Below are 18,358 nucleotides of genomic sequence, written 5' to 3' on the forward strand. Positions count from 1 at the left end.
ATTCTTAATTTAAGGTTTTACTTAATGACTGGGGTTGAATGTTTGTGAAAGAACCAAAATTAAAAAAAGTAGCTTATGGAGTAGCTATGGCCTTGGCAATTATTATTGTGCATTTTGTCAATGTATATGTTTATACAATGCCTCCTATCGTCGTTTTGTTAGTAGCAATATTTATCACTTACCTCGGAATTACATTCATTAATAAATCGGGGAAATTTGAACAAAATATTTCTTTGATAAAATATAATCTATTAAATGCGATAGTTGTAGTTGTTTTATTCATCGTCTATTTTACAATCACAAATTGAAAGGTCGTCTCCTATTATGGGGACGACCTTTTAGTTTGTATTATTAAAAATGGCCCCTCTTCACTAATAAGTGAAGAGGGGCCGTTTTCAATTTAAATCATATTTTCTGGTCGTACAACTTCATCGAATTTTTCAGCAGATAGTAAGTCTAATTCAACCGCTGCTTCTTTCAATGTTGTTCCATTTTTATGCGCATGTTTTGCAATTTTCGCTGCATTTTCATACCCAATATATGGATTTAAAGCTGTAACTAACATAAGTGAATTATTTACATGATTTTTAATCGTATCTAGATTTGGTTCAATTCCAACAGCACAGTTATTGTTAAAGCTAATTAATGCATCGCTTAATAACTCAACAGATTGAAGGAAATTATGAATGATTACTGGTTTGTAAACATTTAATTGATAATTCCCTTGGCTAGCTGCAAAGCTAATAGTTGTATCATTACCCATCACTTGGGCAACTACCATTGTCAATGCTTCACTTTGAGTTGGGTTTACTTTACCTGGCATAATAGAACTTCCCGGTTCATTTTCTGGAATCGAAATTTCACCAATTCCTGAACGAGGACCACTTGCTAGTAAACGAACATCGTTTGCGATTTTCATTAAATCAGCTGCAAGAGCCTTGACTGCTCCATGCACATACACTACGTCGTCATAGCTTGTTAAAGAGTGGAACTTATTTGTTGCTGAAGTAAATTCAATGCCAAGTGCTTTAGAAATTTCAGCGGCAACTAAATCACCGAATCCTTTTGGTGCATTTAGTCCTGTTCCAACTGCTGTCCCACCAATTGCAAGTTCCTTCATTTCTTGAACGCTTTGGAAAATCATTTTCGAAGATTTTTCAAGCATTCTATGCCATCCACTGAACTCTTGTCCAAGCGAAAGAGGTGTTGCATCTTGTAAATGCGTACGGCCAATTTTCACGATGTCCATGAACTGCTCAGACTTGTTACCAATTGTTTCTTTTAGTACATCAATTGCAGGTAATAGTTGTGTTTCTACTGCAAGAACTCCTGCAATATGAAGTGCTGTTGGAAATGTATCATTTGAACTTTGTGATTTATTCACATCATCATTTGGATGAAGGCGCTCTTCGCTACCTTTTTCTTCTAATATTTGATTACCACGATGAGCGATAACTTCATTTACATTCATATTCGATTGTGTTCCACTACCTGTTTGCCATACGACTAACGGGAAGTGAGCATCTAGTTTACCTGCTAAAATTTCATCAGCTGCTGCAGAAATTGCATCTTTTTTCGCTTCTGATAAATTTCCAAGAGAATGGCTAACAATTGCTGCCGATTTTTTTAATAGGGCTAGTCCATGTACTACACCAATTGGCATTTTTTCACTACCAATTTTAAAGTTTTCTCTTGATCTTTGTGTTTGTGCTCCCCAAAGACTATCTTTTGGGACCTTAATCTCTCCCATAGAATCACGCTCAATACGATAAGTCATTTTTCTCGCTCCTTTTTATTGTCTAGAATCCACTAATCATAATGGAAGTTTCTAAAGAAATTTGGTTATCAATCCAATCAATCGGATATCCCTTTTTATCATATCGCTGATTTTGCTAATCGACAATACAATTAGCTTAATATTTCAACAAATAAATTAGAAAAGCGCAAGCGCCTATTACTGCGTAAGGCAGCAATTACCCATTTGACCCCGAGGTGCGACGAGCTTCGCGCAGGAGCTAGACAGATTATGCAGAAATTTATATACTATCTAATCCTTTAAAAAAGTCCAGTAAATAAATCTGGACTTCTATAATTGCTTTATTCTACTACTTTCGGAGTTTTCGTTTTTTTAACTTCCTCCGTCAACTGCTCAATACTCGGCCGTATATTGCTTTTTCCAGCGTAATTCTCGAGCATTTCTTTCATATCAATGCCAGATGAGGCTTTTAAAGTCTCTTGAAGTGTAGACATTAGATTAGTAGCATAAGAGGTCACTTTGTTGGCTCCTCCCCCGTCTCCACCTCCAGTATCTACTACAGTTATCTTATCGATATTCGACAATGGACTCGCAATTTGTTTTGCATATTCAGGAAGCATTTCCAATACCATATCTAACATTGCTGCTTGACCGTATAATTCAAACGCTTCTGCAATTTTACGCTTAGCCTCTGCCTCTGCAAGCCCTTTTAAACGTATAACATCTGCTTCTGACTCCCCTTGTGCTCTCTGTGCGTCTGCTCTTGCAATACCTTCTAAACGCACTTTTTCAGCATCTGCTTGCGCTTTAGCTTCAATACGGTACTTTTCAGCATCCGCCTCTGTAATTTCCCGAGATTTAGCAGCTTCGGCATTTTGTTCAATTGCATAACGATCTGCATCCGCTTTTTTCTTAACTTCTGAATCATATTGCTTCTCACGGCGTAATATTTCTTTCTCTTCTAATTCGATTTGTTTTTGACGTTCAATAATTTGAATTTGCATTTCTTGCTCTGTCACTTCTTGTTTAGAACGAGCCGTTTGCAATTCATACGCTTGGTCAGCTCGTGCTTTTGCAATATCTTGTTCTCGACGATACTCAGCTACTTTTAGCTGATTTTCTTTTTCTGCTTCTGCAATCTCTGTCGCCCGTTCTATCTCAGCACGCTGAGCATCTTTGGAAGCTTCTGCACGTTTAATACGTGTTTCTTTTTCCGCTTCAGCTGTTGCAATATCTGCATCACGCTTTACTTGTGCAATTCTTGGCTTCCCTAGTGATTCTAAATAGCCATTTTTGTCGCGAACGTCTTTTATCGTGAAAGAAACAATTACTAATCCCATTTTCGCTAAGTCTTGCGAAGCTACTCGTTGTACTTCCTGTGAGAATTTGTCTCTATTTTTATAAATTTCTTCTACCGTCATCGATCCTAAAATAGACCTTAAGTGACCTTCCAACACTTCTTTTGCTTCGTTTTCTCTATCTTCTTTAGACTTCCCTAAAAACTGCTCAGCGGCAGTTGCTATCTCAGAAATAGATCCCCCTATTTTAATAATTGCAGTTCCATCTGCCATAACTGGAACACCTTGTTCTGTATATACTTCTGGAGTAGTTACTTCTAACTTGCTAGATAATAGACTAAGTGGCTCTGCTTGTTGAAACACTGGGAATACAAATGTACCACCGCCACGTATTATTTTAATCCGGTTTCCTGAATCGTCTGTATGTACGTTTTTAGTGCCTAAATAGCTACCTGTTACAATCAATCCTTCATCTGGTCCAACAGTTCTGTACTTCGTTATATATACTGCTAGAACCGCAACTAATACGAAGACAACAACCCCTAATACGATATACATTTCCATTCCCATATCCATCCCCCTAGTTATCTTAGTGGTACATATTCTTTCACAAGAAATGCGCCATTTTCAACTTCGATGATTAACACTTGTTTATCATATTCTATTTCTTCATTATCATATCCAACTGCCCTTTTCGAAATTACACCATTTATAGTTTCTATAATAATTTCCCCAAATCCGTCTTTTGGAATTGGTACAATAACTTTTCACACAAGTCCTTGTAAAGACTGATCCGTATAAGCTGTCGAAACTTCTGCAGATGAAAGTGGGACTAATACAAAAAAATATAATAAAAAGGTTAAAATAGCTGATATAACCAAAGCCACTATAATGACTACTTCTTCATTCCAATTGGTAAGCTTCAATAAAAAAAAGCCTGAAGCACAGATGAATAATAAAAATGACAGAATGCTCGTCGGGTTGAATATACCTGCATCTAGCCCTTCAATTGCATCCGCAAATAATACATATAAAATTGTAAGCAATCCGATTATAAATAAACCATATAAAAAGATTTGTTCGATTTTCATCACCCCCTGTATGATCAAATTTAGCTAGCACAGAAAAATATCTGCAAAATATAGTTAAAAATAAATGTATATCTGCTTATATTTACGAAAAATGTACGGATAAGTTTCATAATTTTTACTTTATTTAGAATAATTATTTTATCCCCTGTAATTCGTCATTTTTCGACACGACCGTAGCTGGTTTACTTTGGACAAAACTTATTGTAAAAGTAGACGGGCTATGTGACTGCTTCACGTAGCTCCCCTACTGTTTTCGTTCAACTATTTTTCTGGACTAGTTGCAGATACCATTTTTTATTCCTTGATTATTAAACCGAGTGATTTCGCAAATCCTATTGCTTGTTCCATAGATACTGTACATTCTGTAAGCTGCTCTAGTGATACTGTTAATTGTTCATATGTGTTGGAACTTAAATCTATTCCTTTTAAAGGTGTTTGCGAAAAGTTTGCTCCGTCTAACTCACACTTCTCAAAGGCTACTTGAGTAAAAGAAGTTTCAATGAAATCTGCACGGTTCAACGTAGTCTTCGAAAATTCGACTTTCTTCAACTTGGAAAAGCTCATGCTTATATAGTTCGCAACAGAATTGTCTATTTTTACATCCGTCAATCTGCTTTGAGACATAATTGTCCCCAACAACTTAGATTCCTTAATCGCTACACGATGAAAAACTGCATTTCCGAAATCTACATTCGACAAATCACATTTCTCAAAGAGGCAGTCTACGAATTCTACTTGATGAAACCGTACTCCTTCCATAGAAATATTTAGGAAATGAATCTGATCAAAAACGATTTTATCCTCTTGTTCCTCTTCCATTTCAAGAAACGTTATGAGCCCACCAGAAACATAATAATCTTCTAGAAGTTCTTTTCTAACATCTAATTCATTTAACGTTTTCGGCAATTTTGGTGCTGCTATCTTCATACATTTTCCCCTCGCTTCCCTACATAGCCTTATTCTAGCATTATATTAGTATGTCTACTCTACTTTCCTATACAATATAATTAGTGTTCATTAAGGAGGAATTTCATGAAAGTTTTATCTAATCTAGTGACAAGTCATTATAAAATCATACTTATTGCTTGGTTACTTATATTTGCTGTATTAGCCGTATTTGCAATTCGTTTACCTAGTTTATTGGAAGGGGACGGTTTTAGTACGGACGGTGAACATGCAGCAGTTATGGAAGAACTCTCAGATACGTTTGATTTGCCTGCTGAGACCTTATTTTTAGTATTCAATCAAACATCAGATGAAACGATTAAACAGACATTAGCTAAAATAAAGCGGATTAAAATAGCCGAATCTATACAATCGCCTTTAGAAGATGAAACACTCTATAAAGATCACGTCGCCTACGCTATGCTTCATTTTAATAGTGATACTGCGAATATGAACGAAGTCGTCGATACAATTAGAGAGCAAATCGATGGTGAGAAAGGCGTGACATTGACTGGTGGAGCGGCAATTAATAAAGACATCAATAGCGCAAGTCAAAAAGATTTAGTGCAGGCAGAAGCAATAGGTTTACCAATAGCAATTATTGTCCTAATACTCGCTTTTGGTAGTATAGTTGCTGCTTTTATTCCACTTATAATTGGAATAGTGACAGTCATATCTGCTTTTGGAATCATGACATTATTTAGCGGAACAATGGATTTATCTATATTCGTCATGAATATTATTCCTATGCTTGGACTGGCATTAAGTATCGATTTCGCATTACTGCTCATCAACCGTTATAAAGAAGAGCTCGGGAAAGGTACTATGCAGGAAGCAGTGAAAATAGCTATACAAACAGCAGGTCGTTCTATTATTTTCTCAGCTATTTGTGTATTTATTGGATTAGGTGCCATGCTAGTTTTGGATGTGGAGATATTCCAAAATATTGCCCTTGGCGGAATGCTAGTTGTCTTCATGGCTGTACTCGCTTCTATCACCTTGCTGCCTTCTATTTTACTTTTACTGAAAGGTCATATTAATAAATGGACCATTATACGGGTTAAACCAGGTGCTACTACTAGATGGCGTAATTTTGCTGCATTTGTTATGAAACGACCTATACTATTAATTATAGTGGCATTAGTTGGGTTAGGAATTGGAATGATCCCAGTAAAAGATATGGAGTTAACGATTCCTCAAGTAGATTCATTGCCAATATCATACGAGTCACGACAAGCCTATGAATTGATGGATGAGGAGTTTGGGCTTGGAGAGAAATCTACGGTTTATATGATTGCCGAGCGTAAAGATGGCTGGAATAACACGGATGGCCTAGAAGAAATAAAAAAATTAGAAGAACAACTATTAGCTGATAAAGATGTAGATTCAGTCCAATCTATATTTACATTAAGTGAAATTTCTACTGTTGAACAATGGGAACAAAGCATGCAGGTTCCTGAAATTGAAGGACAATTAACACCATTGTTAGAATCATTTGTCCAAGAAGATAAATTACTAATTCCAATAACCCTCGACTTAAGTGGTGCTTCTGATGAGGCACAGGATTGGGTTCGAGAATGGTCTGAAAAAGACTTGGGTGTCGATATGATGCTTGGAGGTCAACCAAAATTTAATCAAGAAATTTTTGATGAAATTTTTGATAAAGTTGGGTTACTACTAGCAATTATTTTGGGTTCTACCTTTATTATCTTAATGATTGCATTCAAATCAATTTTGATTCCACTGAAAGCCATTATTATGAATATTATTGGGTTAGCCTCGACATTCGGTATACTGGTTTACATTTTCCAATACGGACATTTTGGTATAGAGGAAACGACAATCGCTTTAATCATTCCAGTCATTGTATTTAGTCTTGTATTTGGATTAAGCATGGACTATGAAGTGTTTCTGATTTCTCGCATTCAAGAAGAATATTTGAAGCATCAGGATAATACACTAGCAACCATTGATGGTCTAACATCTACGAGTAAAATTATTACGTCTGCAGCACTAATTATGATAGTTATTACGGGTGCATTTGCTTTTACTGATGTGATGCCTGTGAAACAAATCGGGATTGGTATTGCCATTGCAATTGCGATTGATGCAACTATTATTCGTTTGTTACTAGTGCCAAGTTTAATGAAGTTACTCGGCAAATGGAATTGGTGGATACCTTTTAAGAAAAGTAATCGGCACTAAGAAAAGCGGAAGGAGCTACGTGACTGCGTCACGTAGCTCCTTATTAGTTAGAATTTAGTTTTGTACCATTCTTTTGCCGCTTGCACTTCATCTTGAGTCAATTGATGACCGTATGAATGCCAAAATAGTTCAACTTCTGCCCCAACATTTTGTAGTAAATCACGTAATTCTTCTGATTCTGCTGCAGGACACATAAAATCATTTTTCCCAGCGCCGATAAACACTGGAGCCCCTGGTAGCGCAGGTATTTCGACCCCACGTCTTGGAACCATTGGATGGTGTAAAATGGCACCTTTTAATACATTTTCATATTCAAATAAAAGGTTTCCAGCAATATTCGCACCATTTGAATAGCCTATTGCCACTACATTATCACGGTCAAACTCATAATTTTTAGCTGATTCATCGATGAAATTTTTTAATTCCTCTGTTCGGAACTGTAGATCTTCTAGATCAAATACACCTTCTGCCAAACGTTTGAAAAAACGTGGCATACCGTTTTCAAGAACGTTTCCACGAACACTTAAAATATTTGCAGCTCCATCAATTTCTTTACCTAATCCTACTAAATCATGCTCATTTCCACCTGTACCATGTAAAAGCAATAATGTTGGTCGCGTTGAATCTTCTCCTTTATAAAAAACATGTTTCATTATAAAAACTCCTTTTTAATATCTCGAATTTGAGATAATTATAACGTGAATCAATTTCCAGGTCAAATAAAGAGGATTTTAAGTATCATTACTTTCTGATTTTTTGCTACAGTCTTTTTTTTGGGGGGGCTAGTTTTGTTTTCTATATCCATCTGAGACTTTTATTTCCAATATTCACTTTGCTGACTTTCGTTCCGAGCGGCGACTCCAGTGGGATTAGCATGACAGGTGAGACCCCACAGGAGCGCGGTTTTCGCGACGAGGAGGCTCACCGCACGCCCCACGGAAAGTGTCCGCTCGGAACGAAATCAGCGCGGATCAGGATTTATTTAATTTTACCAACGTTATATATTGTACAACCGCTTTTAAAGACAAAACAAAAAAACTACTCAACTCCAATTAAAAACTGGACCTAAATAGCTTCATTTGTTTTAATTATTCATTTAATTTCTCAATTGTATTAGCTGTTGCTTGTGATGGATAAGATTCAAGTAGAGCAGTATAGCCAACTTTCACTTCATCATACAGTACTAGAGAACTTCTCTGGCCAAGTGACATTGTGATCCAAGTTGCATCTTCTCCAGCTGTTATTGCCTCTTCCACAGATAAAGCCTTCGCTTCTTCCACAGTGATACCTGCAACAACTAAAACTGTTGTTTTGACCTCACTATTTATATCGATAATCACACCAGTTATATAACCAGTTGGTTGAGGTTGCGTTGGATTATCTTCGAAAAACTGCATAATGAAAAAGATAGTGGTTCCTACAGCAATTAAGATAATAGCCAAAATTATGGCTACAGTAGATTTTCCTCTCATGTCGGAACCTCCTTACCTAGTACCTACACAACGGAAGCCTTCTGCTACAAGATAAGCTTTTGCTTCATCATAAGAACCAAAGCTTTCTTCTAGATTATAACCATGATAGATATTCCAAAGAGTATCTTCTTGTAATAACGTTAGCTTAGATTCTTCTTTGTTTCTCCACTCTTCTTCTATTTCATCTTCTATAAGTTCTTCTTCTACTTCATTTTCTACAAGTTCTTCTTCTGCAGTAGCTAAATAGGCTATTGAATCTTTGATCGCTTGGCGTAATTCGTCACCAGAAAATTCTCTAATATTCACTAGTCCTTTTTCTTCTACTTCTTTGTACTGCGGAAGATCCCCTACATACACAAATCCATTTCCATTTGGATGAAGATGATAAATCACTGTAGTCTTTTCAAACAAGCTTTCTTCGTAGTGGTAATTAATTCGGTTCAATGACACTTCTTTTCTCGTTAAATTCGGAAACTCTTGGATTATTAATTCTTTTTCTTCATATGTTAGCATCGGATTCCTCTTTCTTTCGTTTTTTTCATTTGTCTAGTATAACATATTTTACCCTCTTCGCGTCCACCATTCTGCAAGGATTATAAAACATATAACAACTGCAATGACCAATGCAAAAAACCACTCTGGCAGACTCCCCAATTAATCATCTCCTAAAATAGATTTATACGTAGCGAAAATCCCTCTTACAGTTAACATCTCTTCTAAATAGATTTTCGTGTATAATCATGTTATACTGAAGGATACACAATAAGAGGACGTGAGCATATTGATTAAAATTGAATTACCAAAACCTGCTTTGACGATTACGCAACGTGAACAAAAACCTGCAGAAGGCGAACTTGAAATTCCAACTATTTTTGGATTCATCGACTTCCACCAAATTCCACGTGATAAAGGCGGATTTTTCATGTTTTTCAACAAAAATGATGAGCTTTTATTCGTTGGGAAAGCACGTAAAATTAGACAACGCATTAAAAAGCATTTTGAAGACAATGTATCACCAATGATTAAACATCGTGATGAAGTTTACAAAATCAGTGTATTTATCGTAGAAGAAGCAATGGATCGTGAAATTTACGAAACATATGCAATCAATACACTAAAATCAAAATATAACATCGAAAAAGCATTTTACAAACAGTAAGAATATGAAATCCCAGACCACTATTCAATGAGGTCTGGGATTTTTTTATAGATAAGAAAGTGTATAAAATTTCTGCAAAGTATGTCTAGCTACAGCGCTTTGCCCCTCGGGGTCAAATGGGGCAGAGATAGGCGCTTCCGCTTTTCTTATTTCACTTCTTCGAAAATACTCGTACTATGTTTCGGTTGCACACGAGATTTAGGATCAATAAAAGCTTTCATATGGCTGATAGCATTAGGAACTTCTCCAAAACCAACCGCTATTAGTTTAACTTTTCCTCCATGCGTACAAACATCTCCAGCCGCATAAATACCTTCTATATTTGTTTCCATTTTTTCATTAACAACGACAGAATTCTTCTCCATATCAATGCCCCACTCTTTTAAATGCCCAAGGGATGCAACATTGCCATAATTGACAATCACATGGTCGACTGGAATTCGTTCTTCTTGTTTATCCTTGCCAACAATTATCACTTCATGAATGTTTTCTCCGTCACCAACTAATTCTTTAATGCCATATGGTGTTTTTATATGAACTTTCGAATTTTGAAGTTGTTGAACTGTCATTTCATGAGCAGTAAATTGTTCTTTACGATGACAAATTGTTACGTCTGACGCTATATTTTCAAGCATTAAAGACCAATCGAGCGCTGAATCTCCGCCACCTAACACGAGTACATTCGAATCTTTAAAGTAATTCAAATCCTTTACTTTATAATGCAGATTCTTGCCTTCATACGCTTCTGCACCAGCAACATTTAACTTACGTGGCTGGAAAGAACCAATACCAGAAGTAAGTAAAATAGTTTTCGAATAGTGCACAGTTTTATCTGTAGTCAATGCAAAATAGCCTGGTAGCTTTTCTAAGGCAATTGCAGTTTCTTCTAAACAAATTGTTGGGTTACTATGCTTAGCTTGCTCTTCCAAATTTGCGACTAAATCTTTAGCAAGAATCTTTGGAATCCCACCAATATCATATATATATTTATCTGGATACAATTCCATTAATTGACCACCTAATTGTGGAAGACTATCAACAATTTTCACACTCATATTGCGTAGTCCAGCATAAAAAGAAGCAAATAGCCCCGTTGGACCACCACCAACAATGGTCACATCATACATTTTCACGTCCATAGTTACTTTCACCTCACTGATTATCGGGAAAACACTTCCCGATCTAAGCGTAACACATTTCATAAATTTTCTAATCTTTTTTGCTTATTTAGAGAAAGCGATTTCTAATATCTGGAGATGGAATCACACAGAAATCTTTTTTCCCAAACCAATTATACCTGTTTTTTGCAATAATTTTATAGACAGAATTTCGCAATGATTTAGGAATAAGTTTTACTATATAAAAGCATTTCCACAGTCCATTTAAATGTTTAGTGATAAAAAGAGCGGCATCCGAGGAATCATAAACAGTATTGTTTTCGATCACAATAATGCTATCTAGTTGATCTGGAATTTGATGTTTCTTTTTAAGTTCTTCACCTATTTCACTTTGCAATGCAGCAAATTGAAAAAAGCCGTCTGGGTCTCTTTTAATAATAAATTGCACACTCGAGTCACAGAAATTACATTCACCATCAAACAAAACAATAGCAGTCATATGATTTCCCTCCTTTTCATCAGTTTACTACAAGAAAAGCGGAAGCGCCTATTACTGCCCCGACAGGTAAATGAGGTGGAGCTAGACAGTTACTATGCAGAAATTTTATATACTTTCTTATAATATACAAAAAGACACTCCTTAAGTTAACAAACCTAAGAAGTACCTCATCTTTACAATTTATCAGACGGTGAATCAGAAGAGCCTACTTCTTCTAGCTCCTCAAAACTATTTGCATAGTCACGAAGCAAAGGATCTTCATTGTTTACAGGTTGATCCGTCGATGAGTTTAACAGAGATTCTTCTACTGGACGAATAGATTGATCTACTTCTTTCGGTGCATGTTCTACACAAGTAAGTGTGGTCGGAACTGCTTCTAAACGTGCTAATGGAATCTCTTCTCCACATTCAATACATTTACCATAAGTTCCTTCTTCTATTGCCGTCAGAGCTGTTTGGATATCATCCATTTCCCCATCAAAATGTCTTCTCAGCGCTAACCGAGTATGCTGATCCGTTAAATCTGTGGCATTGTCCGCAGGGTGATTGTCATAGTTAGATAACTCGGTTTTTTCAAATTCTACATCATTTTCCTCACTTATTTCTAATTCGTTTAAACGATTTAGTAGTGAACTTTTTATTTTATCGTATTTAGTCATTTAAATTCCTCCTCGTTATTAGAAGGTTTCCCAGAATTCGACGAAATAAAACAATTTGTACTTATCACACTGAATATCAAGGATTTTATTACAATATTTTAGGAAATTACAGTATGATAATACTAAAGGAGTGATTGCATTGGGAATTCATCGATTTTTTATGAGCATGAACGATTTAGAAAGAATTATTCGGGCTCCTGGTCGCTTTAAATTTGAAGAACACAATGTCGCTGCTCATTCATGGAAAGTATCACAATATGCCATGTTCTTTGCGACGATAGAAGAAAACAGCGGAGCAACCATTAACTGGAAATTACTTTATGAGAAGACTATTAATCATGACTTTGCAGAAATATTCATCGGAGATATTAAAACTCCCGTCAAGCATGCTTCACCAGAATTAAAACAAATGCTTACACATGTCGAAGAGAAAATGATGGAGAAATTTATCCTTGAAGAAATCCCAGCTGAATTCCAACCCGTATTCTTTGAACGTATGAAAGAAGGAAAAGATCAGACAATTGAAGGGAAACTACTTGAACTTGCTGATAAACTAGATCAAGTATATGAATCTTTTTCAGAATTAAAACGCGGTAATACGGATCCAGAGTTCGTACATATGTATGAAAGTGCACTTAGAAAAATCTTACAAATACCTTTAGAGAAAAGTATTGCTTATTTCAGAGAAGTAATGTTACAGGATATAATGGATGAAGAATCTGCGACTGATGTCAAGTCAATAACATTACAAATTCTTCGAAATTAAAAATATTTTTTATATAACGTGCAATATATTGTATAATATAGTGTATAATAATTATTACACTATTATGATAATTGAGAGAGGGTTTTTTTTATGCCTATACCAGTTAATCATGCAAAACCTGTGCGTACTACCGCCAAGCTACATGCTTTTAATCAATTACAACAATGGATTATTGACGGTACGCTACAACCTGATGAAAAGTTAAATGATATAGAACTTGCACAGGCTCTTGGAGTCAGTAGAACGCCTATACGCGAGTCATTGCAACTTTTAGAATCACAAGGTTTTGTTACGATGCAACCAGGAAGAGCTACACAAGTTACACCTGTTGAAAAAGAGGATATTTATAATCTGTTACCTCCATTAGCAGCATTACAAGCACTCGCAGCTGAACTTGCTATCCCAAATATGGATGAGCAAACAATTCAACAACTAGAAGAGAAAAACAAAGAATTTGCACATGCACTTCATGCAAAGGAATTTGCATATGGTCTTAAAGTGGATGAAGAATTTCATCAGATTATTGTTGATACGGCAAACAATCCATACATACACTCTATGGTTGAAATGCTCCAAGCACATGTACGAAGACTATACTATTATGAAGAAATTATCTTAAGAGAATATTCTATTGAACAACACGCAGAAATCATCCGTTTATTTAGAGAAAAAGATGTAAAAAAAATAATGGAAGTTATGCGTGCTAATTGGATTTATACAATTGAAGAATTCTAAAAGAAGCCCCAAGACAGCATCTGTCTTGGGGCTTCTTTTGTAATTATTCTGCTACTTTTGTGTTTTTCATTCGTGCGATTAGACCAGTTACAACAGTTACAACTATGAATGGTACTAACCAACCAAGTCCAACATCATAAAATGGCAAATATTTTTCATAGAATGAAATGATTGGTTTCATCCAACCAAAATACTCAATTTCAAGAGAACCACATAATGCTTTGAATCCATCAATAATACTTATTAAAAACGTGACAGAAGTTACACTTACATACACAATTTGTGCATGATTAAATAACGGTGATGCAAATGCCAACAAGATCAATACAATAGCTAATGGATACAATAACATTAACACTGGAATCGAGTAAGTAATAAGATTCGACAAACCAAAATTAGCAATAAAACATGTAAATACACTGAAGAAAATAACAAATGCTTTATAGCTAATCTTCGGCATTAATGTATTAAAATATTCACCACACGCAGTTAATAAACCAATACTCGTCGTTAAACATGCTAAAAAGATAACAATAGATAAAAGCACTGCTCCGAACGCTCCAAAATAATGCTCTGAAGCACCACTTAATACGGGTCCTCCATTTTCAAGTACTCCTAGAAGATCTACACTTGTCGCGCCTAGGTATCCAATACCTGCATAAATCACTCCAAGGAAGAATATTGCGATACCGCCAGCCTTCGCAGTTGCTACTAAGATACCTTTAGTCGAAGTAACACCCATTGATCGAATAGAGTTTATGACAATAATCCCGAACACTAGTGATGCAAGTGCATCCATCGTGTTATAACCTTCTGTAAAACCAGTCATAAAAGCATTATCTATATAATCACCTTGGGGCTTAGTAAAATCCCCCATTGGATTAATGACTACAAAAAATAATAAGATAAACAAACCAATTAATATCCCTGGTGATAAGTACTTCCCAACATTATCCACGATTTTAGATGGATTAAGTGAAAGTAGTAATGTTAATCCAAAAAATAGGATTGTAAATATTAATAAACCTATCTTTGCATTCTCAGGACCAATAAATGGCAGAATCCCGATCTCGAATGAAACAGCACCTGTTCTCGGCATTGCGAAAAACGGCCCAATTGTTAAGTATAATAATGAGGTGAAGATAATCCCATAAATTGGATGCACTCTACTAGAGAGTTCCTGCAAATTTTTACTTCCTGAAAAGCCTATTGCTAATGTACCTAAGAAAGGTAACCCTATTCCAGTTATTAAAAATCCAATAATCGCAACCCATATATTTGTCCCTGCATTTTGTCCTAAACTTGCTGGAAATATTAAGTTACCGGCTCCAAAAAACAGTGCAAATAGCATCACACCAATAACTAGATGATTGGAAAACGATAATTTCGTATTCATTTATTCTTCCTCCTATAATGTAAGAAACAATTATTTCTTATAGTTTGTTTTATTTTCTAAAAAGTACTTACAGTATGAATGATTACTTCAATATTCATTCTAACAAGAACTGATAATACTATGTATTTATACAGAATGCAATATATTAGACTAAATTTATAGAACATTTATTTAATTTAAATGACTCAATTTTGTCACAATGACGGGGCGTTAGTTCTCCTTGTGTAGTTATAAATTCCATAAAATCCCAACCAATAAAATACCCTTTGTGTTTTAAACGAACTTCTTGTAACGAGAAAAAAGCTAACTCCTTAGATTTATTTTCTAAGAGTTAGCTTTTATTTTTTCATCTGGAAATAGTACTTCCTTCAAAGCATCCTCAGTAGAAGTATCTGCTAATGGAACTTTTGATCGGTAAGCTGCGCGCGTAATTAGATGACCTGATACCGGTGCGGTTAGAAAGACAAAAAAGATTCCTAATAATATTCTCACACTAATGATCCCATCATGAATCCAAAAGTATACAAATGCTCCCAATAATGACATTAAAACGGCTAAGGTTGAACTTTTAGTCGCGGCATGTGACCTTGTATAAACGTCTGGTAGTCGAATAATCCCAAACGCACTAATGACACTCATGATACTTCCGAGTAATATTAAAAGGGCAGCCACCAACTCAATTATCTGATTTCCGTTCAATGATAACTCCCCTTTCCACATACTTAGAAATAGCAATTGTACTAATAAAAGCAAGAATCCCTAAAATAAGAATAGCTTCTAAAAAAGCCTTGGTTTTCAAAACGATAGAAACAATCGCAATAACAGAAATTAGATTAACACCAATCATATCTAACGCTACAGCTCTATCAGGCGTAGTAGGCCCTTTGATAATACGATATAACGCAATTAAAATGGAAATGGCAAAAAGGGCAAGTGCGGTAAATAATATCTTTTCAATCATTAACGGGTCACCTCCAAAATCGCTCTTTCAAACTTTCCAATTGAACGCAATACATCTGCTTTGGATTTTTCTATATCCATTGCATGTATGTAAAATATATCTCCGTCTGGGTTTACTTCCAGCACAACAGATCCTGGAGTAAGAGTTAACAGCATTGCTAGCACCGTTAATTCCCAGTCTCCCTGAAGCTCTGTTTTATAAGTGAATATTCCAGGTTTTATATCCAGCTTTGGACTTAATATCTGTTTGATAATCAAAATACTAGATAGAATTAGTTCCCAATTGAATATAAAGAGCAAATTAATAATAGAAAAGAGCCTTCTCAGATAAAATTGTGAACCAAAGAATCGATGCATTAAGAAGATAATCACAATTCCTACTAGAAATCCTCCTATGAATGTAGAAATCCTCAGTTCATCTTCATCCTTTAACAACATCCAAAGAAACGCAATAAATAGATTAAGTAAAAATTGAGCTGGCATTATTCATCTCCCCCTAACACCGCTTCAATATAAACAGCAGGATTAGTTAGCGTATAGGCTGCATTACTAACGTAATCTGCCAATGCTTCTGCACCTAATCCAAGTGAAATTGTGCCAAATCCAAGTAGTACTACAGGAATAAGCAGTCCTTTTTTCAAAGGCACTTCATCTTCCTTACTTATAATTGTTTCGCCAAAGATAGCATTTAAGAAAATACGAAGCAACGAATACAACACAACAATACTAGAGAAAAATGCAAGTGCAAGTAATACGTACGAACCCGCTTCAATCGCGGATTGACCTACAAGAATTTTCCCAACAAATCCACTTAATGGTGGTATTCCTGCTAGTGAACAAGTTACGATGAAAAACATCCAACCAAATATAGGAGAGTTTCGTATGAGACCACTCATTTGGTCAAACTTTGTTACTCCAGTCATTTTAATCATGGCACCTGCTAGTAAAAAGAGGAGCGCTTTTGCAATCATGTCATGAATAATATAGTAAATCGAACCTTCTATAGCCGTCGGTGTAGCAATTGCTAATCCGATTAAGATAAATCCTACAGCTATTACTACATTATAAGAAACGATTAAACGAACGTCTTTGTACGCTAAAGCACCCATACATCCAAGAATAATTGTAACACCAGCCATTATTCCGATTAACTGATGAGTAATGGATGGTTCATGGTAGAAAATCAATGTAAACATACGAAACAATGCATAAATTCCCACTTTTGTTAGAAGAGCACCGAACAATGCAGCTACTGCAGTTGGAGGAACACTATAGGAACCAGGTAACCAGAAAAATAAGAGCAACCCAGCTTTTAAACTAAATACCAATAAAAAGACAATACTAATAGTCGTAAGCAATGGATCTTGACCCGCTTCTGCAACTCTTTCTGATATATGAGCCATATTAAGAGTACCCAACGTGCCATAAAGATACGCTAAAGCAACTAAGAAAAACCACGATGCTAGTACATTAATAACCACATATTTAATAGACTCTCTTAACTGTACTTTTTCTCCACCTAACGTCACTAACGCATAAGAAGCTAGTAACATCAACTCAAAACATACAAATAAGTTAAACAAATCTCCAGTTAAAAACGAGCCATTTACTCCAGCTATTAAGAACAAGACGAAAGGATAAAAGAACATTTTTTCATGCTTCTCTCCAATAGAAGAAAAAGCGTAGATTAAACAGACTGCCGTTACAATGCTCGCAGTTAAAACAAGAAGCACGGCAAAGGAATCTCCTACAAATAGAATTCCAAAAGGTGGCTTCCACCCCCCAAAGTCTAATCGTATGATTCCATCTGTTTGAATTACATTTAACATATAAATACTTAATCCACTTACTCCAATCATCGTCAACAAACTAATAACACGTTGCAAACGAATATATGGACGTAAAAATACAAGTATAACCCCAACCATAATTGGGATAATTAATGGCAATACAACTAAATTATTCATCGTTTGTCCCTCTCAATTCATGAAGATCATCTGATCCAGCTTCTTGATAGGCACGAAACGCTAACACAAGAATAAATGCAGTCACAGCAAAGCTAATAACAATCGCTGTTAATATTAAAGCCTGTGGCAATGCATCTGTATAGGGAGCCTCTGCTTCTTTCAATAAAGGAACACTACCCCTTTTTAAATCTCCCATTGTTAATATTAAGAGATGTACCGCATGAGAAAATACAGCTGTACCTAAGATTACTCGTATAATGTTTCTAGAGAGGATTAAATACGTTGCAACAGTAACTAAAATCCCTATTAATAGAATGATTAATGTTTCCATA

The 18,358-nt window shown here is 35.6% G+C and carries 21 protein-coding genes; 5 read left to right on the forward strand and 16 right to left on the reverse strand.

What is annotated here, in order from left to right:
- The first annotated feature begins 44 nt into the window (after window positions 1-44).
- Window positions 45-308, forward strand: coding sequence for a hypothetical protein (locus tag C7437_RS11880; RefSeq protein ID WP_111439948.1), 264 nt, complete (start codon window positions 45-47; stop codon window positions 306-308).
- A 92-nt stretch (window positions 309-400) separates the two neighbouring features.
- Here the strand turns inward: C7437_RS11880 and fumC are convergent, their stop codons facing one another.
- The 4 genes from fumC to C7437_RS11900 form a co-directional block, all read right to left on the reverse strand.
- Window positions 401-1,777 (reverse strand): class II fumarate hydratase, encoded by a 1,377-nt coding sequence (gene fumC, locus C7437_RS11885; RefSeq protein WP_111439949.1) that lies wholly within the window; start codon window positions 1,775-1,777, stop codon window positions 401-403.
- Between the two features lie 320 nt (window positions 1,778-2,097).
- A complete protein-coding gene (locus C7437_RS11890; protein ID WP_111439950.1) occupies window positions 2,098-3,624 on the reverse strand; it encodes a flotillin lipid rafts scaffold protein FloT in 1,527 nt (508 codons plus the stop codon).
- Between the two features lie 197 nt (window positions 3,625-3,821).
- Complete coding sequence (locus C7437_RS17205) at window positions 3,822-4,145, reverse strand: NfeD family membrane protein (protein WP_245909282.1); 324 nt, start codon at window positions 4,143-4,145, stop codon at window positions 3,822-3,824.
- A 294-nt stretch (window positions 4,146-4,439) separates the two neighbouring features.
- The gene (locus tag C7437_RS11900) at window positions 4,440-5,072 is read right to left on the reverse strand and encodes a pentapeptide repeat-containing protein (protein ID WP_111439951.1); all 633 of its coding nucleotides are present in this window, start codon (window positions 5,070-5,072) and stop codon (window positions 4,440-4,442) included.
- A gap of 105 nt (window positions 5,073-5,177) precedes the next feature.
- On the opposite strand from C7437_RS11900, the gene C7437_RS11905 reads away from it, so the two are divergent.
- Entirely contained in the window at window positions 5,178-7,295 is a 2,118-nt protein-coding gene (locus C7437_RS11905) for an MMPL family transporter (protein ID WP_111439952.1), read from the forward strand.
- A 47-nt stretch (window positions 7,296-7,342) separates the two neighbouring features.
- On the opposite strand, the gene C7437_RS11910 is transcribed toward C7437_RS11905, so the two are convergent.
- The 3 genes from C7437_RS11910 to C7437_RS11920 all read right to left on the reverse strand — a co-directional run bounded on the left by C7437_RS11910 (window position 7,343) and on the right by C7437_RS11920 (window position 9,280).
- Entirely contained in the window at window positions 7,343-7,948 is a 606-nt protein-coding gene (locus tag C7437_RS11910; protein ID WP_111439953.1) for an alpha/beta hydrolase, read from the reverse strand.
- 435 nt (window positions 7,949-8,383) lie between these two features.
- On the reverse strand, window positions 8,384-8,767 hold the full coding sequence (locus C7437_RS11915; RefSeq protein ID WP_111439954.1) for a DUF3221 domain-containing protein: 384 nt from the start codon (window positions 8,765-8,767) through the stop codon (window positions 8,384-8,386).
- Window positions 8,768-8,779: 12 nt separating this feature from the next.
- Window positions 8,780-9,280 (reverse strand): hypothetical protein, encoded by a 501-nt coding sequence (locus tag C7437_RS11920; protein ID WP_111439955.1) that lies wholly within the window; start codon window positions 9,278-9,280, stop codon window positions 8,780-8,782.
- Between the two features lie 268 nt (window positions 9,281-9,548).
- Between C7437_RS11920 and C7437_RS11925 the strand changes: the two genes are divergently transcribed.
- Window positions 9,549-9,926 carry a nucleotide excision repair endonuclease gene (locus tag C7437_RS11925; protein ID WP_111439956.1) on the forward strand — a complete coding sequence of 126 codons (378 nt, stop codon included), beginning with the start codon at window positions 9,549-9,551 and terminating at the stop codon, window positions 9,924-9,926.
- A gap of 146 nt (window positions 9,927-10,072) precedes the next feature.
- On the opposite strand, the gene C7437_RS11930 is transcribed toward C7437_RS11925, so the two are convergent.
- The 3 genes from C7437_RS11930 to C7437_RS11940 form a co-directional block, all read right to left on the reverse strand.
- Complete coding sequence (locus tag C7437_RS11930) at window positions 10,073-11,065, reverse strand: NAD(P)/FAD-dependent oxidoreductase (protein ID WP_111439957.1); 993 nt, start codon at window positions 11,063-11,065, stop codon at window positions 10,073-10,075.
- A gap of 88 nt (window positions 11,066-11,153) precedes the next feature.
- Entirely contained in the window at window positions 11,154-11,543 is a 390-nt protein-coding gene (locus C7437_RS11935; RefSeq protein WP_111439958.1) for a thiol-disulfide oxidoreductase DCC family protein, read from the reverse strand.
- 173 nt (window positions 11,544-11,716) lie between these two features.
- Window positions 11,717-12,202 carry a TraR/DksA C4-type zinc finger protein gene (locus C7437_RS11940; protein ID WP_111439959.1) on the reverse strand — a complete coding sequence of 162 codons (486 nt, stop codon included), beginning with the start codon at window positions 12,200-12,202 and terminating at the stop codon, window positions 11,717-11,719.
- 139 nt (window positions 12,203-12,341) lie between these two features.
- Here C7437_RS11940 and C7437_RS11945 point away from each other — a divergent pair, with 139 nt between their 5' ends.
- Together C7437_RS11945 and C7437_RS11950 are read left to right on the forward strand one after the other, a co-directional pair.
- Window positions 12,342-12,968, forward strand: coding sequence for a YfbR-like 5'-deoxynucleotidase (locus tag C7437_RS11945; RefSeq protein WP_111439960.1), 627 nt, complete (start codon window positions 12,342-12,344; stop codon window positions 12,966-12,968).
- A 90-nt stretch (window positions 12,969-13,058) separates the two neighbouring features.
- Window positions 13,059-13,703 carry a GntR family transcriptional regulator gene (locus C7437_RS11950; protein WP_111439961.1) on the forward strand — a complete coding sequence of 215 codons (645 nt, stop codon included), beginning with the start codon at window positions 13,059-13,061 and terminating at the stop codon, window positions 13,701-13,703.
- A gap of 43 nt (window positions 13,704-13,746) precedes the next feature.
- On the opposite strand, the gene brnQ is transcribed toward C7437_RS11950, so the two are convergent.
- The 6 genes from brnQ to C7437_RS11980 form a co-directional block, all read right to left on the reverse strand.
- On the reverse strand, window positions 13,747-15,099 hold the full coding sequence (gene brnQ / locus C7437_RS11955; RefSeq protein ID WP_111439962.1) for a branched-chain amino acid transport system II carrier protein: 1,353 nt from the start codon (window positions 15,097-15,099) through the stop codon (window positions 13,747-13,749).
- 324 nt (window positions 15,100-15,423) lie between these two features.
- On the reverse strand, window positions 15,424-15,798 hold the full coding sequence (locus C7437_RS11960) for a Na+/H+ antiporter subunit G (protein ID WP_111439963.1): 375 nt from the start codon (window positions 15,796-15,798) through the stop codon (window positions 15,424-15,426).
- Window positions 15,776-16,060, reverse strand: coding sequence for a Na(+)/H(+) antiporter subunit F1 (locus C7437_RS11965; protein ID WP_111439964.1), 285 nt, complete (start codon window positions 16,058-16,060; stop codon window positions 15,776-15,778). Before C7437_RS11965 ends, C7437_RS11960 begins: the two co-directional genes overlap by 23 nt.
- Window positions 16,060-16,542, reverse strand: coding sequence for a Na+/H+ antiporter subunit E (locus tag C7437_RS11970; protein WP_111439965.1), 483 nt, complete (start codon window positions 16,540-16,542; stop codon window positions 16,060-16,062). Before C7437_RS11970 ends, C7437_RS11965 begins: the two co-directional genes overlap by 1 nt.
- Window positions 16,542-18,026 (reverse strand): Na+/H+ antiporter subunit D, encoded by a 1,485-nt coding sequence (locus C7437_RS11975; RefSeq protein ID WP_111439966.1) that lies wholly within the window; start codon window positions 18,024-18,026, stop codon window positions 16,542-16,544. Before C7437_RS11975 ends, C7437_RS11970 begins: the two co-directional genes overlap by 1 nt.
- Entirely contained in the window at window positions 18,019-18,357 is a 339-nt protein-coding gene (locus tag C7437_RS11980) for a Na(+)/H(+) antiporter subunit C (protein WP_111439967.1), read from the reverse strand. Before C7437_RS11980 ends, C7437_RS11975 begins: the two co-directional genes overlap by 8 nt.
- Window position 18,358: the final 1 nt, after the last annotated feature.

Source organism: Psychrobacillus insolitus (genome assembly GCF_003254155.1).
GTDB classification, from domain to species: Bacteria; Bacillota; Bacilli; order Bacillales_A; family Planococcaceae; genus Psychrobacillus; species Psychrobacillus insolitus.